We start from the raw sequence: 23,238 nt of genomic DNA, 5'->3' as shown, positions 1-23,238 counted from the left end.
AGCCAGCCATGATCAAGAATATATTGCGACTATCGCTCAGTCGCCCGTGGATGATGATGGTCTTCGGACTGCTGATCCTCGGCGTGGGCGTCTGGCAGACATTACGACTGCCGGTTGATGCGGTTCCCGACATTACCAATGTGCAGATCCAAATCAATACGGCTGCGCCTGGTTATTCCCCGCTTGAATCTGAGCAGCGCATCACCTATCCGGTCGAAACCGCGATGGCGGGTCTGCCACAGCTGGAGTACACCCGCTCATTATCCCGCTATGGTTTGTCTCAGGTGACCGTCGTCTTTGAAGAAGGCACCGATATTTATTGGGCCAGACAGCAAGTGGCAGAGCGGTTACAGATGGCCCGTCAGGATATTCCACCAGGCATTGAGCCGGAAATGGGGCCTATTGTCTCGGGGCTTGGCGAGATTTTTTCCTATACCGTCAAAGCCACCGGCGAGGCACTGAACGCAGATGGCAAGCCTTATACCGCTGAAGATCTGCGGACCATTCAGGATTGGGTGATCAAACCCCAGTTGCTGAAAGTCAAAGGCGTGACGGAAATCAATACCATTGGTGGTTTTGTCCGCGAATATCAGGTTGCCCCTGATCTGGTCAAATTGCTGGCGTTTAAGCTGACGCTGGATGATCTTGCCGATGCCTTAGAGCGCAACAATGCCAATATCGGTGCAGGCTACATTGAACGCAATGGGGAACAATGGTTGATCCGCTCACCAGGTCAGCTGAAGTCAATTACCGAGATTGAAGAGCTGGTCGTGACAAAACGCGATGATGCCCCGGTCCGGGTCAAAGACGTCGCGCAGGTGGCTATCGGCAAACAGCTTCGCACCGGCGCAGCGACGCAGGACGGACAGGAAGTGGTCCTTGGCACTGTGATGATGTTGCTTGGCCAAAACAGCCGAACCGTGTCACAGGATGTTGCCCTGAAGCTTGCAGATATTAATCAGCGGTTACCCAAAGGCGTGCAAACGGAAATCAGCTACAACCGGGAAGTGTTGGTTGATAAAACCATCGATACGGTGAAGCGCAATCTGTTTGAAGGCGCGGTGCTGGTGATTGTCGTGCTGTTTTTGTTTTTGGGTAACATCCGCGCCGCCATTATCACGGCCCTGGTGATCCCCTTGAGTATGCTGTTTGCGATCTCCGGCATGGCAGCCAATAAAATGAGCGGCAATCTGATGAGCCTTGGCGCAATTGACTTTGGCCTGATTGTCGATGGTGCGGTGATCGTGGTTGAAAACTGTCTGCGACGCTTAGGCATGGCTCAGCACCATCATGGCCGGTTACTAACACTGTCTGAACGGCTGGAGATTGTCTATCACGCCACAAAAGAGGTGATCACGCCCGCAATGTTTGGTGTCTTTATCATCATGCTGGTGTATCTGCCGATTTTTGCGCTCAGTGGTGTCGAGGGCAAAATGTTCGAGCCGATGGCTTTCACGGTGATTGCTGCATTATTGGGTGCCATGATCCTGGCCCTGACCTTTGTGCCAGCGGCCATCGGTTTATTTGTCAGTGGTCCTCTCTCTGAGAAAGAAAACCGCCTGATGGTTGCCGTGCGTCGCACGTACCATCCGATGCTGAAATTTGCATTGGGTCAGCCGTTGCTTGTTGCCATTACAGCTCTGTTTCTGGTCGGTGGCTCTGTGTGGCAGGCCTCCAGAATGGGCAGTGAGTTTTTGCCCCGCCTGGACGAAGGGGATATTGCGATGTTTGCCATGCGTATTCCCGGCACCGGCCTTGCGCAATCCGTTCAGATGCAATTGGCGCTGGAAGCAAAAATTGCACAGGTACCTGAAGTAGAACGGGTATTCTCTAAAATTGGCACTCCAGAGATAGCCAACGATCCGATGCCACCGAATGTCGCGGATACCTTCATCATGTTCAAAGAGCGCAGCCAGTGGCCAGAGCCTTCGGATACCAAAGCGGACGTGGAGCAGCGCATTCGTGCTGTTGTGGAAAAAGTCCCCGGCAACAATTACGAGTTCACGCAGCCTATCGAGATGCGCTTTAACGAGCTCATTGCCGGAGTCAGAGCGGATGTGGCTATTCGGATTTACGGTGATGATCTGGATGCACTGAATGCCGTCGGCGCGAAAGTAGCTGCCGTGCTTGCCGATGTGCCGGGAGCGGTTGATACCCGGATGGAGCAAGCCGACGGATTGCCGATGATTTCGATTGAGCCGGAGCGTGACCACCTGGCATTGGTGGGGATGGATGTCGCGATGATGCAGCAGGTGATTCAGACCGCTATTGGTGGCCGGGAACTGGGCCTGATGTATGAAGGCGACAGGCGCTTTAAATTATTGATGCGCTTACCTGAATCGCTGCGGGAAGATCCGTCTGCACTGGCGCAAATCCCTGTGGCCTTACCGGTCGATGATTCGGCAGAGCTGCGTTATGTTCCACTGGGTGAAATTGCGCGGATCAATGAAATTGTGGGTCCTAACCAAATCAACCGGGAAAGTGGCAAACGTAATGTGGTGGTCACCGCCAACGTTGATGGTCGGGATATCAGCAGTTTTATTCAGGATGTGCAAAAGGTGATGGCCGATGTTGTCCTGCCTGATGGCTATTGGGTGGATTATGGCGGCACCTTCAAACAACTGCAGTCCGCATCGGAACGACTATCCATTGTTGTGCCGTTGACGCTGCTGTTGATATTCGCCTTGCTCTATAGCGCGTTAAATTCCTGGCGGGATTCATTGGTGGTGTTCAGTGGTGTGCCACTGGCACTGACCGGTGGTGTTTTTGCCTTAGTGCTGCGTGATATGCCGATGTCTATTTCTGCGGCCGTTGGCTTTATTGCGCTGTCGGGGATCGCTGTACTGAACGGTATCGTGCTGGTGAGTTTTATTAAGCAGTTGCAGGAAGAAGGTCAGCGATGGTGTCAGGCAATTGAAAATGGCGCTTTATCACGCTTAAGACCGGTACTGATGACGGCGTTGGTGGCAAGTCTTGGTTTTGTGCCTATGGCATTTAACACCGGAACCGGAGCGGAAATTCAGCGGCCACTGGCAACAGTGGTGATTGGCGGCATTATTTCGTCAACCTTGCTAACTCTGGTGGTATTGCCCGCGTTGTGCCGGCTTATCCGGTCTAACAAGTAACCTAATGAACGCAGCGAAAGCTGCGTTTTATCCTCAAAGGAGGATGTATGCGTCTTATCAAACTGCTGTTGATAGTTACCATGGCTTTAGTGTTGTGGCCAAATATTACCTACGCGCACCCCATCACCCGGAAAGTCTCTCCTGCTGATGGCGACGTGTTTCCAACATGCCCAGATACGTTCTATGTCCGATTCACGCAAAAGCATAAACTAAAGCAGTTCATGCTCTCTGATGCGAAAGGGACACTTATTGACGTCGGGTTTCGGCCAAGGACCACTACGAATTGGGAGCATCGTGTTCAGCTGCCTTGTTTACCGGCAGGCCAATATACGATTAGTTATATGGTAAAGGGTCGGGATTTACACGAGATAACCAATAAAGTTAGCTTCACTGTGAAATGACGTTGTTTAAGAGCCCTCGAAACTCCATTGAGCATCGAGGGCTCTAAATGAAAGCGAAGATGTTCAGCAGAGCGTTTGCAGTCAATTGTTCCTTACATAGCTATCTGATTGTCAGTCTCCCTTGATGGTGGTTTTTATTACATAAAAATGTCATTGCTCGTCTTATCGGCACAGTGCTTTCTGGCTCGGTTTATTGTAGTGGACAGCTAATTTGTGCCACATCGTTATAATCCGAACGCTGATAACCAGTAAAAAAAGAAAAAATCAATGTGCGCTTTTTTACGTTTTAACGATGTATTGAAGTCTCGAAATTTTCGAGAGCTCAGCTTTAGTTTTGGCAGGATTGTCTGCTTTCAGTGAAAAGCAGCGATTCGATTATTCGTAGGGTCAACGTCCATAAATGACAAATAACACCAATCCCCAAAAGCCGCTCTAGTGAAATAGATTGTTGTTTTAATACTAAGGCTCTCTCAGACAAGGATATCTGGCAGCTTGTAGCCTGCTGATATGTTCTCGCCAAAACCAGGAATAATCACAACACTGAAGTTGAGAACGTGCCTATTCAGGCACAAAATGCTGAAAAACGAGACGCAGAGCAGAGGTCAAAAATAGCGGTTCCCAGTACAGGGAAAGTGTCACAAAATTCGATTTTTACTGTCACAGAAAATAAAAAAACCACTTGAGTTGCCTCTAAGTGGTTGATTTATATGGCGCACCCGTCAGGATTCGAACCTGAGACCTCTGCCTCCGGAGGGCAGCGCTCTATCCAGCTGAGCTACGGGTGCGCGACGGCGGCCATTGTATTGTGCGCGGCGGCGCTTGTCCAGCCGCAAAAACGGCGGTTTATCCACTTTATCAATTGATTAGTCAAAATTTGACCAGTCTGTCGTTCACTGGTTTTTTCTATGCGATAGAAGTGCGGGACAAGGTGGTTTTTCAGAGTATATTAGACCTTTGTATATTAAAGGACGCAGGATGCTGAAAGCGGCTTTGCTGGTGTTGCTGTGCTGTTTCGCTGCTCATGTCTCGGGGCGGACCGAACACCCGCTGCTGTGGCTGACGGAACATGCACCAGACCAGAACTTACAGATGCTGGATATCAATGACAGCACCTTCCGCTTACTGGAAGCACAGTTAGAGGGGGTGACGGTCAGCCGGCAACAGGCCACTACGCTGCGTGCCGCCAAATTGCTGCAAAGCAATCCGCATGCTTGTGTTGGTAACAAACTTCCGCTGCCGGCGCGGCGTGACTGGGGGCTCATCAGCCATCAGCCGCAGGTGATTTTTCCGGGGCTGCGGCTCTATGTGTTGCAATCTTCAGGCTTGGTGCCCTGGCTGCAACAACTCGGCGCAACCAAGCCGCTGAGTCTGCAACGTTTGCTGGACAGCAATCAACGCTTCAAGTTGGGTTTTGCTGCCGGGCGCAGTTATGGCGATAAGCTGGACCGGCTGCTGAAGCAAGCGCCCGGCGAAAGCCACTTGTTCTCTCGCAGCGGCCCTGATGACGCCGGCGCCATTCTGCAGATGTTCAGCCGGGGCCGCATTGACCTGCTGATTGAATACCCGAATGTGGTGCAACACTATCTGGCGCAACTGCCGCAGCAACCCGCAGTGCTGAGTTTTGCCTTAGCGGAGTCGCCGACCACATTACCTGGCCATATTATTTGCGCTGATACGTCAAAAGGCCGGTTTTTCCTGGCCAGGCTAGAACACGCTATCAGTAGCGTCAGCAAACAACGCGCCTATCTGGACGCACATTTGCACTGGTTTTCGCCTGATTTACATAGCGAATTGACCCAGCTGTACAATACTGCGTATGGCACAAATTTCTGATATTCAACCCGGAGAATGACTGATGAATAAGATAAAAATGCTGTGCGCAACAGCCCTGCTCAGCTTGTCGGCTCTTTGCAGCCCACTGGCGCTGGCCGCTGACAAAATCTGGATTGACGTGCGTAGTGTCGAAGAGTTTCAGGCTGGTCATCTCGACGGCGCCGTCAATATCGTCCATACCGACATCGCCGCTAAAATCGCTACAGTGACTCAGGATAAAAATGCCGAGATCCAGCTTTACTGCCGCTCAGGCCGCCGCTCGGGCCTGGCGGAAGCTGAATTGAAAAAGCTGGGTTTTACCAATGTGCATAACGCTGGTGGTTATGAGGCGTTAAAAGCGGCGGCAGAAAAAGGCGGCACATCCAACTAGCGCAGTGGCCAGACAAAACCCGGTCGGGGCGCTTCGGCAGCCCCGCCCACAATAGCCTGCCGCTACTGTAACAACTGCAGGCTCTGCTCGAGCCGTTCGGCGCTTAAGTTGTCGGTAATAAACACCAACTTGCAGCGCCGGTCTTCGTCCGGCCATTCTTTTAAAAGCCCCGCCGGATGCAACAGATGTTGCACCGCGTGTACCACCAGCGGTCCCGGGAACCCGACCACATTTAAAATCGCTTTGAGGCGCAGTAACTGCGGCCCCAGTTCCGGCATCAGCGCGTCCAGCCACTGGTCGATTTGCGCCGCAGTGACTGGATGTTCCAACACATAACAATAGGCACGGATGCGGTCGTTATGGCGGTTCAGATCGGCCGGTGCTGCGCTGGATTGATCGGCGCGGAGCAGCCCTTGTTTGCCGCTAACCGGTGCAAATCTCAGCTGTTCGGTAGGCAACCAGCTGTGTAGCGGCGCGGTCGATTGCACCGGTTCCGCATGATCAAGCGCCAAAATCTCATCAACCTGAGTCTGCCCCTGCAGCACCAGCTGCACCGGCGCCGTCGGGTTCAGTAGCAACATCGCTTCACGTGTCTCGGTTTCTTGGGCTTGCGTGGCAAGGTCCGATTTACTCAGCAGCAGTAAATCAGCAACCGCGACCTGCTTTTGCGCTTCGGGATGTGTCGCCAGGGTGCCGGCGCCATTGACCGCATCGACTACCGTCACAGTGCCCTGCATCCGGTAGCTGTCATACAGTTTTGGCGTATTGCTGATGATTTGCAGAATAGGCGTCGGTTCGGCCAAACCTGTGGTTTCAATCACCACCCGGTCAAACTGGCGCACGCCGTTGCGGGCAAAACGCCAGGTGGCATCGCTGAGCGTTTTGGCGAGATCGCCACGAATAGTGCAGCAGATACAACCGCTCGATAGCTCGACAATCTGGTCGTCGCTGCTTTTACTAACCAACAAATGGTCCAGGCTGGTCTCACCAAACTCATTGATGATGACCAGCGTGCGGCTGAACTCCGGCAACTGCACCAGCTGATTTAACAACGTAGTTTTACCACTACCCAAAAAACCAGTTAATAAAATCAGTGGGATACGTTCATGGCGCATAAAAACTCCGGGGCAGTTGCAGGCGAAAACAGCGTGATAGTATCACAAAACCCTGCCAGCCATGACGCCGGCGTTGCAGCAATTTTTCCACTCATATTGATTAATTTTTGTTATTGATAACTATTCGCATTTAGTTATACTGCTGTTATCCCTGCTGTGGAGGAACCGCAAATGAACTTCCGTAAAAAATTAGCCCCGCTTTGTACTGTGGCACTGGTCACGCTGTTTTTAGTATTAAATCAGCAATATCAGTGGTTTCCGACGCAACCGCTGGCAGGCTGACCAGCAGTTCACAGCACAGGGAGGCTTTATGCAGATTTGGCAACATTGGATGGAACTGGGCAATCAGGCCTATTTTGCTGACAACTGGCCGGAGGCCCAACACTGCTATCAACAAGCAATGCAGGATGTCTGGCCGGTCTGGTTGGAAAGCACATTAGGCGCTGCGGCCGAATCGGGTGCTCTGCAGCGCCTGAGTGATGATGAATTATGTCTGCCGAGCTGCTGCTTGGTGGTGGCCGTACGCAACTTAGCCAACAGCTATCGCGCCGCCGGCCAGCCAGGTCGCAGCCGCGCCCTGCTAAAACAAACCCAGCGTTGGTTCTGCTGTGCGCTGCAACAACCCAAACTCCCCGCAGCGCTCTGCGCCAGCCTGCTGAAGCTGCAGGCTGATTTGCAGGAGGCGTTGCTGCACTGTGGGTATCACCAGGTGGCGTCGGCAACCCCGGACCGCCATAGCACGTCATATCTGCATTAAGCATAACCGATTACCAGCCAGTCCCGCAGGTGACTGGCTGGTACGGTCCATTATTCAGGTTGCGGCGACGGGATCCGCAACAGCACCGCATAAAGCAATGGAATCACCACCAGCGTCAACGCTGTGGCAAACAGCAGGCCAAACATAATGGTCACCGCCATACTTTTAAAGAATGGGTCCAGTATCAGCGGTGCAACACCAAGAATGGTCGTCAAAGCGCCCAACACCACGGGTCTTGCCCGGCTGACGGACGCCTGTATCACGGCCAGGAATGGTGCCAACCCGGCTTTGATGTTGTGGTCCGCTTCATCAACCAGCACTATGGCGTTTTTTACCATCATGCCAATCAGGCTTAAAAAGCCGAGGATCGCCATAAACTCAAAAGGCGTATTAAAGGCCACCAGTCCAATCACTACCCCGACTATAGCCAGCGGCACCGTCAGCCAGATAACCAGAGCCGGGCGTACTGCATTAAACATCAGCACAACCGTGAGGATCATCGCGGCAAAACCGAGCGGAGCTGAGCTGGCAATGCCCTGATTGGCATCGTTAGACGCTTTGTATTCACCATACCAGGTCAACTGATAACCTGCAGGTAAGTCAATCGCCTCAATTTGTGGCCGTAACAGCGCTAACGCTTCGTTGGTCAGCACATCTGGCGCCGGATCAGCCTGCACCAGAATGGTTGGCTGACGATCAATACGTCGGATCATCGCGTCTTGCCACTGCACCGCAGAACTCACTGTCAGACTGCTCAGAGGAACTGGTTTTTGTGTCAGCGGACTGGTGACCTGTACCGTATCCAGCAAGCGGTCATCTGTGCGTTCCGACGCCGGCGCGCGCACTACTATGGGGATCAAGCGATGACCATCCCGGAAACTGCCAATGGCATTCCCGTTCAGGGTTTGTTGCAGCGCCTGATTAATTTCAACATGGGTCAATCCCAGCTGTTGCATCAAAGCGGTGTCGTAAACCGGCACCAATACCGGCACTTGCTGACGCCAGTCATCTTGGACGGCAATCAGGCCCGGAGTATTCAGCATGACGCCTTTGGCCTGTTCTGCCAGCACACGCAACACTTTCGGATCCGGACCGCTAAAACCGGCTTCAATTTTTTTGCCACCGCCGCGGCCCAGCATAAATTTCCAGACTTTGATTGAGACGTCGGGGTAAGCCGCGGACAACTGTCGCTGTAACAGGCTCACCATCGCACTGATTTGCTGGTGGTCGGAAACGTCAACCAGCAACTGACCATAAGCCGGATTGCGGGCCTCCGGTGAATACGACAGCATAAAACGCAGACCACCGCCGCCAGCAAAGCTGGTGATGTGAGTCACGCCGCTGTGTTGAGCCACATCGGCTGCGATTTGACGGGTAGTTGCGGCAGTCTGCTCGATCGATGTGCCTTGTGGCAGGTATAAATCAACGACAAATTGAGCCCGCTGCGATTCCGGCATAAAACCTGGCGGTACCAGGCGCATGCCAAACACCGCCAGCACAAACAATACCAGCAGAATAACACCGCTCAGCAGGCGATAACGCAGCACCTGTTCCAGCAATTGCCGGTACCAACGCATGATGCGGCTATCCGCGCTTGCGGCATTCTGCGGCTTCACCGTTAAAAACTGCTGGCAGAGCATCGGTGTCACCGTCACGGCAAATATCCAGCTCAACAGCATCGAATACAAGATGACCCAAAACAGTGAGCCGGCGTATTCCCCCATATCACTTGGTGACAGGCCAATAGCACTAAAGGCCAGAATACCAACCAGCGTACCGCCTAATAAAGGCCAGATGGTCGCAGCAACAACATCGCTGATGGCCTGCTCGGCCTCTTCGCCTTGCTGGAGCTTAACGATCACGCCATCAGTCACCACGATGGCATTGTCAACCAACATCCCAAGAGCAATGATTAACGCGCCAAGTGAAATGCGCTGCATCGCGATATCGTCAATCAACATGATGATTAAGGTTCCCGCGACAGTCAGCAGCAAGACAAAGCCGATGATGACGCCCGCCCGGAAGCCCATAAAAAACAGCAAAACAATAAAAACAATCAGGACTGCAGCGATCAGATTATCAACAAAGCTTGCAACTGAGGCCTTCACTGATTCCGACTGCACAGAGACCTGATTCAGTTCCATGCCAACCGGGCGTTGTGACTCGAGTTCGGCCAGGCGGGCCTTCACGGCGTCCCCCATTGCAACGACATTGCCGCCTTTGATATTGGAGACCCCCAGGCCAATTGCCCGTTCACCGTTGTAAGTCACCAACAAGCCGGCCGGCTCTTTCGACGCCCGGCTGATAGTGGCTACGTCAGACAAAGCGAGGGTTTTACCATTGGGTCCGACCGCTACCGGCAGCTGTTGTAATGCGGCAAAACTGTCCACTGCTGCCGCCGGTCGCACCGGAATGCGCATCTGCCCGGCACTGAGCTCACCGGCAGTCGCCACCAGATTTTGTTTTTGCAGTACGCCATACAATTGCTGAGCTGTCATCCCCAGCGCGGCAAGGCGCGCGGCGGAAAACTCCAGGTAAATTTCTTCCTGCCGGTTGGCCAGTACGGCGGTTTTAGCCACCCCCGCCACCATGGCCAGTTCTTTACTTAAAAAATCAACATAATCATAAAGTTGCCTGTCAGAATAGCCAGGTCCTGTAATGGCATAAAACAGCGCGTAGACATCGGCAAAGTCATCATTGACCACTGCAGGTCCGGCCCCCTTCGGCAAGCCCCGCTGAGCGTCACCGATTTTACGCCTTAATTTATCCCAAACCTGATCCAACTCAGCACTGGTACGGGCGAAGCGCAAATCAATCTCAACCGTCACTTCCGACATGCCCTGACTGGATACCGATTTGACTTGTTTCACCTCTTGCAGTGACTGGACCGAACGCTCAATCAGATCGGTCACCTCATCGGCCACTTCGCGGGCACTGGCCCCCGGATACGGTGTTGCGATCACGGCTTTACGGATAATAAATTCTGGGTCTTCAAAACGACCCAGTTGCTGATAACTCAGGTAGCCGCCAAATAGAATAATCAACACCAGGACCCACAAACTGGTGCGTTTGGCCATCGAATAACGGGCGATATTCATCAGCGCGTCTCCATCGCATGCACACTCATGCCGGCCGTCAGCGCCTGCACACCGGCAACAACGATCCGATCACCGGCTAATAAACCATCCGTAACTTCAATCTGATCGCCAAACAGCCGGCCAAGCATAATAGTGCGCTTTTGCACCTTGTTATCGGAGCCCACTATCCAGAGGAACTGTTCGCCGGTATTGGCAGGCACCACCGCTGTGACAGGGATCAGAATATTTTGCTGCTGGGCACCGCTCGCTGATTTGGCAAATACCTTTGCGTTCATGCCCGGCATTAACCGGGCACCGGCCAGATCATCAAATCCCAGCACCACTTGGTAAGTCTGCGCCATCGGATCGGCCGCACTGGCGTGGTAGCGATAAGTCACGGCAAAACGTTGATTGGGTAAATTTTCGATCTCAGCCAGGCCATGTACGCTGGCTCTGGGATTCACGAAGTATTTCGCCGGCACCTCAATAACAACCTCAAAATCCGTCGGGTTGTGCAACACATACACAGGTTGATTCGCCTGCACCGTAGCAAAATTGCTGGTCAGCTTTTGTGCCACCACACCGGAAAAAGGTGCTTTGAGCAGCGCATTATCTAAATTCTGTGCTGCCTGACTGACTTTATTGGCGGCGACATCGCGTTTGGTCAGTAACTGTTCCAGGTCGCTGCGCGAAATGGCCTGAGATTCACGAAAGATAGTCTCGCCTCTGGCATAGTTTGCCTGGGCCTGTTTGTATTCAACACGGGCAGAGTCCAGCAGCGTCGCCAGCTCCTGATTATCCAGTTCCGCCAGTAGCTGGCCGGCAACGACTTGCTGACCTTCCTGCACATGCAACTGCGTCAGCTTACCCGGTTGACGAAACGCCAGCTCGACTCGCTGTGCTGCGCGCAACACACCGGTAAAACTCGCTGCGCTCAGTCCGGATTGCTGCACGGTGTAGATTAGGGCCGGTCTTGACACATCTACAGGCGCCGTCGCCTGCTCAGCGGGTTTGTCACAACCATGCAACAACAAGGACAAAAGCACAGGTAAGGAACGATTCAGAGAGGGGAGCATTGTTAAGTCCTTTATAAGCCGTTGCGATAATCGGGGCTGCACCAGCAGCAGTCACAGGAATAGCAAAAGAGCGCTGGAAGCCGCTCAGAGCGTCAGTTCGACCAAATGGCTGGCAAGTGTCAGAAACTGCCAGCCACAGGGCTCGGTTGCGCAGTACTAGTAAGTGGTCCAGCCACCATCGGTGGCATAGGTCGCACCGGTCAGGTTGGAGGCTTCCGGTGACAGCAGGAACAGCATGACCGAGACTTGTTCCCAAACGGTTGCAGGACGCTTCTGGCTATCGGCATAAGCCAGAATGCTTTGGGTCTTAATCATCCCCATTTTTGGGCCTGCTTCTTTGGACGCTTCTTTAACCAAAGCCCCTGCGCGCGCCACCATTGGTGTGTCGGTCGCTGCCATGTTGACTGAGTTCACCCGGATACCATAAGGCGCATAGTCAATTGCGGCATTGCGGGTCAGCCCCGTCACGGCATGCTTACTGGCGACATAGGCCGGATTTCCGGAAAGGCCGGTTAGGCCAGCAATCGAACCGACGTTCACGATGGCTCCACCACCGCCTTGTGCCACCATCTGTTTCAGTTCAGACCGCATACTGCGAAACACCCCGGCCGCATTGCTGTGAAACACCCGGTCCCAATATTCGTCACTAGCAAGATGCACCGGAGCAAAAATCAGTGACTTTTGTTTTTGATAATTGATCGGATCACCGGAATAAACGCCATCCATGACCCCGGCGTTATTAATTGCATAATCAACCCGGCCAAACTGCTGAACGGCCGCTGCGACCATCCGTTCACAGGTTTCTGTTTTACCGACATCGCCTGCCACAAAAATCGCTTTACCACCGGCATCAGTAATAGCCTTGATGGTGGCCGCCCCCAGATCTTCGATCCAGTCCACCCCGACCACATTCGCACCTTCTCGGGCCGCGCGGATTGCTGCCGCTGCGCCCATACCACGTGCACACCCGGTGACAATGATCGTTTTGCCTTTAAACCGATCCGGCACAAAATAGTTCTCAGGCACGGCATCTACATCTTTGACACCTAGGACCGGCGGGGGTTGTTTCAATGGCACCTGAGCAAAACCCGAACCGGCTGCAGTAGCCAGCGTCATAAAAGCGCTGTACTTAAGTAAATCTCTGCGTTCCATAGCAAATCCTTCTTTTCTGTTTAAAAACCAACCCGCAAAAACAGCATAGTGCTGATCCATGGACTGTGATGTGTACCCAAAGCATCCTTGACCGCAGAACCGGCAAAGGTGGCCGCTATATGCCCCTGCAACATGATGTTTCTGGAATAAAAATACTTAGCGGTCAGATTGAGCTCCCTGCCCAGATCGTCATCCGGCAGAAATGACAACGCCGGATTGCCGCCTAAGTTTGTCAGGGAATCCGCTTTGAACCACCAGAGCTGCGGCACCAATTCGATTTGTGGCTTTGGTCTTAATCGCAGCTGCACCCTGTGGCTAATCAGGTTGGAGTTCTGAAAAATCTTAAAATGATTGATACCCTGCACCCAGGTTTCACCGTTTCCACCGGATAACAGAGGGTCCCAGCGCTCAAAGGTCTGAGTGTCAGCTTTGTCGCCGCTAAACCGGGCATAGCGATAGCTGACAGTCGGTGACCAGCTGACCGACGGAAAGACATAACCCCCTTCAACAAAGTAACCCAATGCAGCCATTGAAAAATTGCGGTTGCTCTGCCTGGCGAATTCAGCGCCGGCAAATGGCACTGCGGTGGTATGTTGCTGTGGCGCCGTTGGCTGCCAGCGCAACCTGACGTTGTGTACCCGCAAACCTTCGCGACTATATTGCGCACTGGTGGTGTAATAGCCTGTGGAAGATTCAGGTACGGAAAGATAAGCATAACCCAATTGATAATCGGTCAGATTGGTCTGCAGATTCACACCACGAATTTTGGTTTTTGAATCGATAGCTGCCAACTCGTCCGGATCGACTGCAAAAAATTCAGCTTTGACGTTGTTATAGGCAAATTGCGCCAATACGACCTGATCGCTTGCCCAGCGTGGGTTTGACTGCAATGCCGCTCTGTCTAAACCATTTTGTGAGGTATTCACCAGTAAAAAACCTTCGCCGAGGCTAAAACGCTGCCGGCCGGCAGAGAAGTTGTAGACGAATCTGTCTCCATCTTCTGTCACCACACCACCAACGATACCGGCAAAAGCATCTTCCGTGGCCACATGTGTGCGAGTTTGATCGGTAAAAAGCTCCTGCCCGGTTGAACCTGATGCAATGGCACTAAACCCGCCGTACACACTGACATCGTCACTTACCGGCGTGATGCCATAAATACCGCCATGGACAAAGCCCTCAATCCAGTCTGAATAGCCTTTGCCCGCAGATTTGCCAATGGCAAAAGGGTTGCCATCCAGCATTTTTTCTTCCCGGCCAAACCAGGCATCCTGATTACCGTAATACATGCCCAATAACTCAACTTTGGCCTTGATCGAGGTCCCCTGCCGGTCATACAACCAGGGAAACTGAGGTACAGATTCAGCACTGATGTTTTCCGGCGGCAACTCGACTTTGACGAGTAATTGCAAACCGCCTCGCGGACTAAACTCGACTTCATGTGTCAGGTTGGCGATATCGGGAAGCCGTTTAATCGTCGACAGTGTGAGCTGTACAGCATGTTCGCGGTATAAATCGCCCGGAAAGAGCGCGAGCATTTTGCGGACTTTGTCGACCAGACGGGCACTTTTCGCCGCATCAGGTGCAGGCGTCACCAGTACCACACTGACTGAGTCTATTCGTTGCTCTTCATAAGGATTGACAGCGACTTGTGCAGACACCGGACGAAACAACAAAGAGACCGCGACAAGGGAGATAAGGACATACAGAATTCTGATGGTGAACATGAACGGGCGTTTCTGATTTAGTCAATTGATAATAAAAACTAATTCACATACACCCTACCCGCAAGTAATTAACAAAAAATTAATTATGTGTCTGGCGCATGACATCAGGTCACGCACAGTGTGCCCTGTGATATGAAAGCCTCTCCCGTGATTGCTAGCGTAATCCAGATCGCTGTTAACACCAGACTTACTGAGATCTACCCGACACTCATCAACACAGCCAGCTATTGCTGCTTAAAATCAGCATCGATTTTGTATTTGAACAAAACAAAAGCATTTGAGCTGTCGTTGGGCATGATATGAGTCGCGAAGCCCCAGAAACTTAAACCGAGCATTGGCCAAAGACTGTCTTTCGGATCGCCGAAATAGCGGTCAGATACATATTACTCAGGTCGTCGCGATATTTTTGCTCGCGCCACTGTTCGGCCAGCTCATCCAGCTGGGCCGGCCTAAACTCCGCGGGGCAAAGCAACAACAGATGTAAGCGTCTTATAACACCCAATGATGCGAGTAGACCTGGCCTTGCCAGTCTTCGATAATCAGCCAGAGTTTGTCGCCGGCTTTGAGTTGCTGCGGTGTGCGCGCGTGCACATGCAGGCCGTGTTTATTGCCGTGCAACAGGCTGCTGTGGTCGCGGCTTAAGCTGGCTAAATCCGGCTCATTGTCGCTGACCAGCAAAAAGCCCTGACGGATCTTTTCGACACAACCGGCACACCACTGCAGGTAATAGTCTTTTACCCATTCGCCATGATGCGCATAAGGACCGTCTTCACTGAGCGGCATCGCCGTGACTGCATAAGGCCCAAGCTGCGCTTTTGGCAATGCCGGCGGGAACTGCAGGTTCAGCGACTGATATAAAAACCAGAACGGCAGGATTAACACCAGACCATTCAGTTTAAACTTGTGCCGCGCCCAAAATTGGCGCAGTCCTTGATACTGCTCTGTCATTGGCTGGCTCCTGCGCTGCTGTCGGTGGTGCGGGAAAGAGTCGGTATTTGCTGCGGTGCTGTCATGGCTGTTTCAACCCGCTCCCGCGCTTCGCGACCGGCAGCACCACGGATAGTCCGGCTGCCCCAGATCATAAAACCTGTGATCGCCATGCCGCTAACCAGCAAACCAAACGCAAACCAGATGGCTTTGGTCCAGAGGCCGCCAATAGTGCCGTAGTGCAGCGGGTCCGCCACCGACATCAGCGTTTCCAGCGCGCCCATTTGCGCCGGTACCCGAGTGTCGGCCACTTCGCCGGTCCAGGGATTGATCCAGACGTTGTAGGAATACTGATCAAACCAAATCGAATCGCCATAACCTGAGATCCGGTAATAATCCCGCGGATGTTCCGGCATCGCGACAAAAGCCGGTTTCAGTTCAGGCAAGAACTGCTGTGCACGCGCAACCGCCTGCGCCAGTGGGATCATCGCCGGTACTGTTTGTAAGGCGTCGCCGTCCGCTACCGGTGCCGGCACATAGAGACTGCTCAGCGGTGCCACTTCATAAGAAAACTCGACCTCGTTGTGCCACAGCACCGCCTGAACCAGATACCACAAGCCGGTCAGTGACATCAGCAGTAAAAACCACAGCGACCAGACGCCCGCCAGCCGGTGCAAGTCCGCCAGTACCGTCTTTTTGCCCTGATGCAAGCGCAGTTTCGGCGCGGTAAACGACTGCCAAAATCTCTTGTAAATGATCAGGCCGGTGATTAAAGCGCCCAGCATCAGCAACGACATCGCGCTGACCAGGTAATAACCGACACTGTAACTGTGCTGCCATGGGAACAATAACCAGCCATGCAAACTGCGCATAAAAGTGATGAAGTTGATGCCGGGGTTAATCTCCTGCACGACGCCGGTATAAGGATTTACATAGGCAATGGCGGCAGGCATGGTTTCAGTGGTGAACAGCACCGCAGTGACTAAATATGGCTCCAGCACCATCACTGAAGTGACAGCAGCCGTCGGCTCAGCCTGCTGCACGGCAGCAACCAGTTCAGCGACAGGTTTGGCTGGTAGGTTTTGCGGATTCAGTGCCCGGGCATTTTCGTTAAACAACCAGGTCAGTTCATGGCTGAGTACGGCAATAGTGCCGGTCAGGCAGACCGCAGTAAAAATCAGCCAGACCGGTAGCGAACACCAGCCATGTAACTGAAACCAGAGTTTTTGCGAGATTTTCATCGAACTTTACCTGTTACTTAACCTGCCACCGGACCAACCACCACTCGCCTGCCAGCAGCAGCCACAGCACAGATCGCCGCCAGTCTCACACTGCCGTAAAAACCTGCGGCAATGACGTTGGAAAAACGCAATGTACCTGAATTATCATTAGCTCTCAAATATATTTGAGAATTATTCGCGTTAAGATTTGCAAATAAACTCAGTTAATTCAATTTAAAAACAGTCACTTAGTAATAAGCCAAAAATTTATTAGTCGAAATCAGCAAAAACGCATGTGATAATGATTCTTATTTGCGTACTTAACATAGGTTTTTATCATGTCCAAGTCAGTGGTTACCCCTTTGCAAAACATGCCTGCTGCCACCGGTATCAAGGCTCCTTCTTTGCTTGCGCTTGCCATCAGCAGTGCCCTTTTTAGCCATGCCGGACTGGCTGCAGACGACAGCGCCATCGCGGCTGATCGCAGTGTCGAGCGGATTGAAGTGACAGGCAGCCGCACTCAAGGCTATCTGGTTAATCAAAACAGCAGCGCCACCAAGCTCGACTTGTCGTTAAAAGACACGCCGCAAGCCATCAGCATTTTGTCCGCAGAACAACTGCAGGATTTTGGCCTGACCAACATCAATCTGGCACTGGACCAGGCGACTGGGGTGAACGTTGAACGCATAGAAACCGACCGCACTTATTACAACGCCCGCGGTTTTGATATCACCAACTTCCAGGTCGACGGCCTGGGTTTGCCGTTCACCGGCGGTGGTATCGAAGGTGATTTGGACACCGCCTTGTTTGAACGGATAGAAGTGATCCGCGGCGCCAATGGCCTGATGTCCGGCGTCGGTAATCCGTCGGCGACGGTGAATATGGTGCGTAAACGCCCTGGCAATGATTTCGCCGCCAACGTCAAAGCCAGCTACGGTTCATGGGCCAATACCCGGCTTGAAGGCGATGTGCAGGGTGCTTTAACTGACGGCCTGAACGCCCGTGCTGTGCTGGTGAAAGAGGATAAAGATTCTTACCTCGACCGTTACAACCACGATAAAACTGTCGGTTATGTCGTAGCCAGCGCAGCACTTGGCGACAACACCCAGCTGACGTTTGGCCACAGCGCCCAGGACAGCCAGGGCAATGGCGGCATGTGGGGCGCTTTGACGCTGCATTATGGCGACGGTAGCCGCATAAACTACGACCGTTCCGCCAGCACGTCCGCCAACTGGTCTTATTGGCAGGTCAAAGACAACCGCTCTTTTGTTGAACTGGCGCACCAGATCAATGCCGACTGGAAACTGGTGACCTCCTACCAGCTGATGAACGTCGATCAGGCCGGTGACTTGTTTTATGTCTATGTCAGCGCGCCGAACGGCATAGATCCAAAAACCGGTTTAGGCAGCACCGGTTACGGCAGTTTTTATGGCAAAGACGAAAACACCCAGTTTGGCGACCTGTACCTGCAGGGCAAATTCAGCCTCGGTGGTCGCCAACATGAACTGGTCACTGGCCTCAATATCGCCGACCGTGAATACACCGATGTGTCGCTGTACGACTACAGCACCGGCCTCGGTTTTCCGGCCATGCCGGCATTAACCAGCTGGGATGGCAACACCGCACTGCCGAGCTTTAAAGACGGCCAAAGTGGCAGCGCCATCGACGCCGACCAAAAAGCGCTGTACAACGTAGTGCGCTGGGACCTGGCGGATAGCCTGAAACTGATCACCGGCGTGCGTTGGATTGACGCCGAAGTAGCAGGAACTGCTTATGGCGTCGACCAGACCATGGCCGACGACGGAGTGGTGCCTTACATCGGTGCCGTATATGAACTGACGCCACAGATCAGTATGTATGCCAGCCATACTGCGATTTTCCAGCCGCAAAAAGAACGTGATGAAAACCGCCAGTTACTGCCGGCAGTGGACGGCAAAGCGCTGGAACTGGGCCTCAAAGCCAGCCTGTTTGACGACAAAGCGCTACTGTCATTTGCCGCTTTTGATATCGACCAGCAGGATCTGGCGGTATTTGATAAAACGGTGTCAGACCCGGTGCAGGGCCTGTATCAGGTGTACCGCACTGCTGATGGCATCCAAAGCAAAGGTTTTGAACTGGAACTGGCCGGCAGTCTGACCGAACAATTGCAATTGAGCGGCTCATTGACCAGCATCGACATTGACGGTGATGATTTAGTCAAAGGCTATACGCCAGAGCGCGTCGCCAAGTTCGCTGCGGTCTACCAGCTGCCACAATTACCGGGCGCCCGCGTCGGCCTGAACTATCGCTGGCAGTCAGCCATTTCGCGTAAACAAGGCACAGTCGCGGCAGTCTATGCCAATGCTGGTCAGGATATTGTCACGACCCAAGATGCCTATGGCTTGCTGGGCATCATGGCCAGCTATGACATCAATGGTCAGTGGCAGGTCCAGGTCAATGCCAATAACCTGACCGACGAAACCTATCTGAACAGTCTGTATTGGGCGCAGGCCTATTATGGCGCGCCGGCCAATTACAGCCTGAGCGTCAGTTACCAGTTCTGATGATATTTTCAGCAAAGTGCTGAAAGAAAAGTCGATGTACCGCGGTCTTTGTGGGGACAATTTCCCCACAGAGACTTGCCTATGTTTGTCTGGTATTCCCGTCTGCTGGCTGGCCTGCGCATAAGCGAAGGTTTGCCATTATTGTTGTTACGCCTCTATTTGACCCCGGTGCTGTTGCAGGCAGGCTGGAACAAGTACCTGCACTTTGCCGACACTGTCGCCTGGTTTGGCAACACTGAATGGGGCCTGGGACTGCCGTTCCCTACCCTATTGGCTGCGCTGGCTATCGCGGCTGAGATCGGCGGTAGTCTGTTGTTATTATTTGGCTTATTGACGCGTCTCGCTGCGTTGTCGCTGGCTGTCACCATGCTTGTTGCGATGATCACTGTGCATGCCAAAAATGGCTGGCTGGCGATAGCCGATGCATCTAGTTGGCTCGCCGACGGCACTCTCCTGCATTCAGAGCGCATTCTGGCGGCACCGGAAAAACTGCAGCGCGCGCGGGATTTGCTACAAGAACACGGCAACTACGACTGGCTGAGCGAAAGCGGCAATCTGGTGGTGCTGAATAACGGCATCGAATTCGCCGCTACGTATTTTGTGATGCTACTTTGCCTGCTGTGGTTTGGTGGCGGCCGTTATCTGAGTCTGGATTATTATCTGCGGCGTGGTAAGTTGAGCTAGCGGCTTATGCCATCACAGCCAGATCTGCCAGGGAGGCCCCGATGAAAATCACCAATACACAATTACAAGCAGCCGTCACACAAGGCATTCTGCAGCCAGGCCAGGACCAAAAACTCTGGCAATTTCTGCAGCAACAACAGCAAGGAATTGCGCAGTTCAAAACCGCCCATCTGCTGTATTACTTTGGCGGCGTGCTGGCGATTGCGGCGATGTCGTTATTTATGAGCCTCAGCCATGATTTTTATGGTGGACTAGGCCTCGCCACGCTGGCCGCTTGTTATGCCTTGTTGGGGCTGGCGCTGGCTGAACATCAACGCAGCCGGCAACAACCGCTGTTAACCGGCATCTTTGCCACTTTTGCGTTAGTGCAAACCCCGCTCTTTGTATTTGGCCTGTTGCTGGGATATGGCTTGTGGGACAACCGCGACTACCAGCATTACCATCAATGGATTGACGCGCGCTGGCTCTGGATGGAACTGGCGACTTTATTGACCTCGGCGGTGGCTTTATATCGCTACCGGCTACCGTTTTTACTGCTGCCAGTGGCTGTAACTCTGTGGTATCTCGGCATGGATTTGGCGCCGCTGCTGTTGCAGGATTTAGATCCGGACTGGCAACAACGCAAATGGGTGGCGGTCTGGTGGGGTCTGCTGACGCTGGCACTGGCGTTTTATGTCGACCTGCGCAATCGTCGACAAGCCGATTTTGCCTTTTGGTTGTATCTATCCGGCCTGCTGAGTTTTTGGGGTGGCCTGACGTCGATGGATTCGGACAGTGAAATCGGCAAAGCCATATACGCTGCAATTAACATTGGCCTGTTATTAATTGGCGTCGCGCTGGCGCGGCGTATGTTCGCAGTGTTTGGTGGCTTTGGTATATTGATCTATCTGAGCCATCTGGCTTTTGATTTATTCGAAGACAGCAACTGGTTCCCGTTGGTGCTCTGCGCTATCGGTTTTGCTGTGATTTATGCTGGTGTGTTATGGCAGCGTCACGAAGCGCGCTGGTCTGCCGCCTTACAACAACTGCTGCCGGCGCAGGTACAGCAGCTGGTTGCAAGGCGCAGTTAAATGTACAGATTTGATGAGGCGACGACGGTTTTGTACGCCACGTGGTGGCCAGCGGGCATTGATCGTACGGTGGCGCGTTGCTTACCGTACCTACGTTTTTAAAGCATTAGTAGGTACGGCAAACGCAGTGCCGCCGTACACAACATCGCCGTACGCGCCGGGTCACAAGGCGGAATCAAAACCCACTGGCTGCCGGCGCGCTGTCGATCGGGATCTCCAGCAATAACGCCACGCCCTGCAGCACCAGCAATTCGTCAAGCAACAGCTGACCGTCGGCGGCGACCGCTGCCCGCAACGACTGCCAAATCTGCTGTTTGACGGCCGGAGTACTGTTAATCAGCGGCATCAGCTGCATGCTGCCGAGCGCCTGGGTCTCAGGTTGCAGCACAGACGCCGGCTCTAAGCCCAGCGCGCGGACCCCCGCCTGCCAACTGTCGAGCTGAGCAGTAGGATTTGCCGACTGCAGGCTGACCCAATGTAATAACGGCAACAGCGTCGGCAATACTTGCGACAAACGGCCATGCCGCGCTTTTGCCTGTGCTTGTGGGTCGAATTCGGCGGCGACCACATGATCCAGCCATAACCAGACCAGCGCTTCAAAGGTGTCACAACGGCCATCGAGATCAATCAGTGCCCGGCATAACTGCTGTAAATGAGTAAACCGGCTCTGGCTCAGCTGCTTTAATGTTGGCACCAGCTGTTGCAGCAACGTCAGCCGCGTTAACGGCTGCAGCGGCTGCACCAGATCAAATAAACGGTCCACTTCACTGAGTAATCCCGGCATGCCGAGGCCTTGTACCAGTTTGAGCTGGCGCGGCAATTCGTGTTCGCTCATCAGACAGCAGCATAACAATGCCTGCGCTGGTAATTCGTGTTGGCTGGCATGACGCACTGCGGCCGGTAGACTGTCAAATTCGGCCTGCAACTGCTGGCGCTGTAACTTCAAATCGGCGGCCAACAACTGTTCCGGCGCGCCTGGCAATGTCCCTGCTAATGTGCTCGGCATTTGCCCGCCGGCATTTCCGCCCGAATGTCCTGCCAGTAGTGCGGCCTGTAATAACGCCATGCGCTGTTCCAGCGGTTGCGATACAGCCTCTGTACGCGGGGCATCAGGCGGTGTCGCGGCGGTGGCCGCATCCGGCAGGCCGCCGATCCAATGTGGTTCGATGCGTTTAATCCGATCCGGTAACGGCGGATGGGTAGCAAACCAGCCGCCGATAAAGCCCATTTGCCAGCGCGACAAGGCGTCAGCAAAAAACAAATGACTCATTTCGCTGGCCTGCGGATGTTTGACCCGCCCGCCTTGTTGCAGTGCGGCGATGCGCTTTAACGCGCCGGCAATGCCGGCCGGATTGCGGGTAAACTGCACCGCACTGGCATCGGCCAGATATTCACGCTGCCGGCTGACTGCAGCTTTGATCAACTGGCCAAACAACACGCCGATGTAGCCAATGATGATAAAACTAAGCCCTAACCCCAGCACCACCAGTACAGCACCGTTGCGGTCACGGCCGCCACCGTGCCGGACAAACAGCAATTGCTGCCCAGCCTCACTGATAAACAAAATGCCGTGCAACAGCGCCAATAAGCGCAGGTTTAACCGCATATCGCCATTGAGGATATGGCTGAATTCATGCGCAATCACGCCTTGTAATTCATCGCGGCTGAGTAAATTTAACGTACCTTCAGTGACGCCAATCACAGCGTCTGCTGGCGAAAAACCGGCAGCAAAAGCGTTGATACTTTGCTCCGGTAATACATAAAGTGGCGGTGTCGGCACGCCGGCCGCAATCGCCATTTCACTGACCACATTTTGCAGCACCCGCACTTTGGGGTCTGTTTCGTCACTTTTTAACCGACGGCCGCCGAGTGCTTCCGCCACCACTTTGCCGCCTTTTTTCAGCTGCAGCAGCCGGAACAACACCACAGCACCGATGACAACAACCACAGCCAGGCTGCTGACCGCCAGATAGCCCCATGGGAACTGCTCAGGTGCGGCTGGATCCAGCTGATCCGCCTGCAAAAACGCCAGCGCGATCAGCACCACGAAGTCCGTCAGGGCGACCAGCAACAACACGGCTACAGCAAACAAAAACACCAGCAGCCGGGTGCGGCTGCGGGCTTGTTGCTGCGCTTCAAAGAAGTTCATCGCCATTGGCGC

16 protein-coding genes and 1 tRNA gene are annotated in these 23,238 nt (G+C 53.4%); 8 read left to right on the top strand and 9 right to left on the bottom strand.

Annotation, left to right across the window (positions count from 1 at the left end):
• Window positions 1-8 precede the first annotated feature (8 nt).
• Together ACFFJP_RS02295 and ACFFJP_RS02290 are read left to right on the top strand one after the other, a co-directional pair.
• Window positions 9-3,125: an efflux RND transporter permease subunit gene (locus ACFFJP_RS02295; protein ID WP_377240064.1), complete on the top strand. Its 3,117-nt coding sequence runs from the start codon at window positions 9-11 to the stop codon at window positions 3,123-3,125.
• Between the two features lie 47 nt (window positions 3,126-3,172).
• Window positions 3,173-3,526: a copper resistance CopC family protein gene (locus ACFFJP_RS02290; protein WP_377240062.1), complete on the top strand. Its 354-nt coding sequence runs from the start codon at window positions 3,173-3,175 to the stop codon at window positions 3,524-3,526.
• Between the two features lie 708 nt (window positions 3,527-4,234).
• On the opposite strand, the gene ACFFJP_RS02285 is transcribed toward ACFFJP_RS02290, so the two are convergent.
• Window positions 4,235-4,311, bottom strand: a tRNA-Arg gene (locus ACFFJP_RS02285).
• A 190-nt stretch (window positions 4,312-4,501) separates the two neighbouring features.
• On the opposite strand from ACFFJP_RS02285, the gene ACFFJP_RS02280 reads away from it, so the two are divergent.
• On the top strand, window positions 4,502-5,359 hold the full coding sequence (locus ACFFJP_RS02280; protein ID WP_377240060.1) for a hypothetical protein: 858 nt from the start codon (window positions 4,502-4,504) through the stop codon (window positions 5,357-5,359).
• A gap of 22 nt (window positions 5,360-5,381) precedes the next feature.
• On the top strand, window positions 5,382-5,729 hold the full coding sequence (locus ACFFJP_RS02275) for a rhodanese-like domain-containing protein (protein WP_377240058.1): 348 nt from the start codon (window positions 5,382-5,384) through the stop codon (window positions 5,727-5,729).
• A 62-nt stretch (window positions 5,730-5,791) separates the two neighbouring features.
• Here the strand turns inward: ACFFJP_RS02275 and ACFFJP_RS02270 are convergent, their stop codons facing one another.
• On the bottom strand, window positions 5,792-6,844 hold the full coding sequence (locus ACFFJP_RS02270) for a CobW family GTP-binding protein (RefSeq protein ID WP_377240056.1): 1,053 nt from the start codon (window positions 6,842-6,844) through the stop codon (window positions 5,792-5,794).
• A gap of 310 nt (window positions 6,845-7,154) precedes the next feature.
• Between ACFFJP_RS02270 and ACFFJP_RS02265 the strand changes: the two genes are divergently transcribed.
• Window positions 7,155-7,601 carry a hypothetical protein gene (locus ACFFJP_RS02265; protein WP_377240054.1) on the top strand — a complete coding sequence of 149 codons (447 nt, stop codon included), beginning with the start codon at window positions 7,155-7,157 and terminating at the stop codon, window positions 7,599-7,601.
• 50 nt (window positions 7,602-7,651) lie between these two features.
• Here the strand turns inward: ACFFJP_RS02265 and ACFFJP_RS02260 are convergent, their stop codons facing one another.
• The 6 genes from ACFFJP_RS02260 to ACFFJP_RS02235 all read right to left on the bottom strand — a co-directional run bounded on the left by ACFFJP_RS02260 (window position 7,652) and on the right by ACFFJP_RS02235 (window position 16,801).
• Window positions 7,652-10,699 (bottom strand): efflux RND transporter permease subunit, encoded by a 3,048-nt coding sequence (locus ACFFJP_RS02260; RefSeq protein WP_377240052.1) that lies wholly within the window; start codon window positions 10,697-10,699, stop codon window positions 7,652-7,654.
• Window positions 10,699-11,754 carry an efflux RND transporter periplasmic adaptor subunit gene (locus tag ACFFJP_RS02255; protein WP_377240050.1) on the bottom strand — a complete coding sequence of 352 codons (1,056 nt, stop codon included), beginning with the start codon at window positions 11,752-11,754 and terminating at the stop codon, window positions 10,699-10,701. Before ACFFJP_RS02255 ends, ACFFJP_RS02260 begins: the two co-directional genes overlap by 1 nt.
• Window positions 11,755-11,910: 156 nt before the next feature.
• On the bottom strand, window positions 11,911-12,906 hold the full coding sequence (locus tag ACFFJP_RS02250; RefSeq protein ID WP_377240048.1) for an SDR family NAD(P)-dependent oxidoreductase: 996 nt from the start codon (window positions 12,904-12,906) through the stop codon (window positions 11,911-11,913).
• 20 nt (window positions 12,907-12,926) lie between these two features.
• Window positions 12,927-14,633 (bottom strand): alginate export family protein, encoded by a 1,707-nt coding sequence (locus ACFFJP_RS02245; protein ID WP_377240046.1) that lies wholly within the window; start codon window positions 14,631-14,633, stop codon window positions 12,927-12,929.
• A gap of 489 nt (window positions 14,634-15,122) precedes the next feature.
• A complete protein-coding gene (locus ACFFJP_RS02240) occupies window positions 15,123-15,581 on the bottom strand; it encodes a PA2404 family protein (protein WP_377240044.1) in 459 nt (152 codons plus the stop codon).
• On the bottom strand, window positions 15,578-16,801 hold the full coding sequence (locus ACFFJP_RS02235; RefSeq protein WP_377240042.1) for a PepSY-associated TM helix domain-containing protein: 1,224 nt from the start codon (window positions 16,799-16,801) through the stop codon (window positions 15,578-15,580). Before ACFFJP_RS02235 ends, ACFFJP_RS02240 begins: the two co-directional genes overlap by 4 nt.
• 317 nt (window positions 16,802-17,118) lie before the next feature.
• Here ACFFJP_RS02235 and ACFFJP_RS02230 point away from each other — a divergent pair, with 317 nt between their 5' ends.
• From ACFFJP_RS02230 to ACFFJP_RS02220, 3 genes are all read left to right on the top strand, one after another.
• Window positions 17,119-19,323 carry a TonB-dependent siderophore receptor gene (locus ACFFJP_RS02230; RefSeq protein ID WP_377240040.1) on the top strand — a complete coding sequence of 735 codons (2,205 nt, stop codon included), beginning with the start codon at window positions 17,119-17,121 and terminating at the stop codon, window positions 19,321-19,323.
• Window positions 19,324-19,404: 81 nt separating this feature from the next.
• A complete protein-coding gene (locus ACFFJP_RS02225; RefSeq protein ID WP_377240038.1) occupies window positions 19,405-20,007 on the top strand; it encodes an HvfX family Cu-binding RiPP maturation protein in 603 nt (200 codons plus the stop codon).
• Between the two features lie 41 nt (window positions 20,008-20,048).
• Window positions 20,049-21,077, top strand: a complete 1,029-nt coding sequence (locus ACFFJP_RS02220; protein ID WP_377240036.1) for a DUF2157 domain-containing protein — start codon at window positions 20,049-20,051, stop codon at window positions 21,075-21,077.
• Between the two features lie 175 nt (window positions 21,078-21,252).
• Here ACFFJP_RS02220 and ACFFJP_RS02215 read toward each other — a convergent pair whose 3' ends face one another.
• The gene (locus tag ACFFJP_RS02215; protein WP_377240034.1) at window positions 21,253-23,232 is read right to left on the bottom strand and encodes a M48 family metallopeptidase; all 1,980 of its coding nucleotides are present in this window, start codon (window positions 23,230-23,232) and stop codon (window positions 21,253-21,255) included.
• Between the last annotated feature and the right edge of the window lie 6 nt (window positions 23,233-23,238).

Origin of the sequence: Rheinheimera tilapiae (assembly GCF_042432165.1) — a bacterium.
Lineage (GTDB): Bacteria > Pseudomonadota > Gammaproteobacteria > Enterobacterales > Alteromonadaceae > Pararheinheimera > Pararheinheimera tilapiae.
Note: the sequence above shows the minus strand (reverse complement) of the source record. Positions and strands in the feature narration are given on the sequence as shown.

Coding starts and splice junctions, on each gene's coding strand:
- ACFFJP_RS02280 (WP_377240060.1), top strand. CDS start 4,502: ATGCTGAAAGCGGCTTTGCTGGTGTTGCTGTGCTGTTTCGCTGCTCAT.
- ACFFJP_RS02230 (WP_377240040.1), top strand. CDS start 17,119: ATGTCCAAGTCAGTGGTTACCCCTTTGCAAAACATGCCTGCTGCCACC.
- ACFFJP_RS02235 (WP_377240042.1), bottom strand. CDS start 16,801: ATGAAAATCTCGCAAAAACTCTGGTTTCAGTTACATGGCTGGTGTTCG.
- ACFFJP_RS02215 (WP_377240034.1), bottom strand. CDS start 23,232: ATGGCGATGAACTTCTTTGAAGCGCAGCAACAAGCCCGCAGCCGCACC.
- ACFFJP_RS02295 (WP_377240064.1), top strand. CDS start 9: ATGATCAAGAATATATTGCGACTATCGCTCAGTCGCCCGTGGATGATG.
- ACFFJP_RS02250 (WP_377240048.1), bottom strand. CDS start 12,906: ATGGAACGCAGAGATTTACTTAAGTACAGCGCTTTTATGACGCTGGCT.
- ACFFJP_RS02255 (WP_377240050.1), bottom strand. CDS start 11,754: ATGCTCCCCTCTCTGAATCGTTCCTTACCTGTGCTTTTGTCCTTGTTG.
- ACFFJP_RS02225 (WP_377240038.1), top strand. CDS start 19,405: ATGTTTGTCTGGTATTCCCGTCTGCTGGCTGGCCTGCGCATAAGCGAA.
- ACFFJP_RS02260 (WP_377240052.1), bottom strand. CDS start 10,699: ATGAATATCGCCCGTTATTCGATGGCCAAACGCACCAGTTTGTGGGTC.
- ACFFJP_RS02220 (WP_377240036.1), top strand. CDS start 20,049: ATGAAAATCACCAATACACAATTACAAGCAGCCGTCACACAAGGCATT.
- ACFFJP_RS02270 (WP_377240056.1), bottom strand. CDS start 6,844: ATGCGCCATGAACGTATCCCACTGATTTTATTAACTGGTTTTTTGGGT.
- ACFFJP_RS02240 (WP_377240044.1), bottom strand. CDS start 15,581: ATGACAGAGCAGTATCAAGGACTGCGCCAATTTTGGGCGCGGCACAAG.
- ACFFJP_RS02265 (WP_377240054.1), top strand. CDS start 7,155: ATGCAGATTTGGCAACATTGGATGGAACTGGGCAATCAGGCCTATTTT.
- ACFFJP_RS02290 (WP_377240062.1), top strand. CDS start 3,173: ATGCGTCTTATCAAACTGCTGTTGATAGTTACCATGGCTTTAGTGTTG.
- ACFFJP_RS02275 (WP_377240058.1), top strand. CDS start 5,382: ATGAATAAGATAAAAATGCTGTGCGCAACAGCCCTGCTCAGCTTGTCG.
- ACFFJP_RS02245 (WP_377240046.1), bottom strand. CDS start 14,633: ATGTTCACCATCAGAATTCTGTATGTCCTTATCTCCCTTGTCGCGGTC.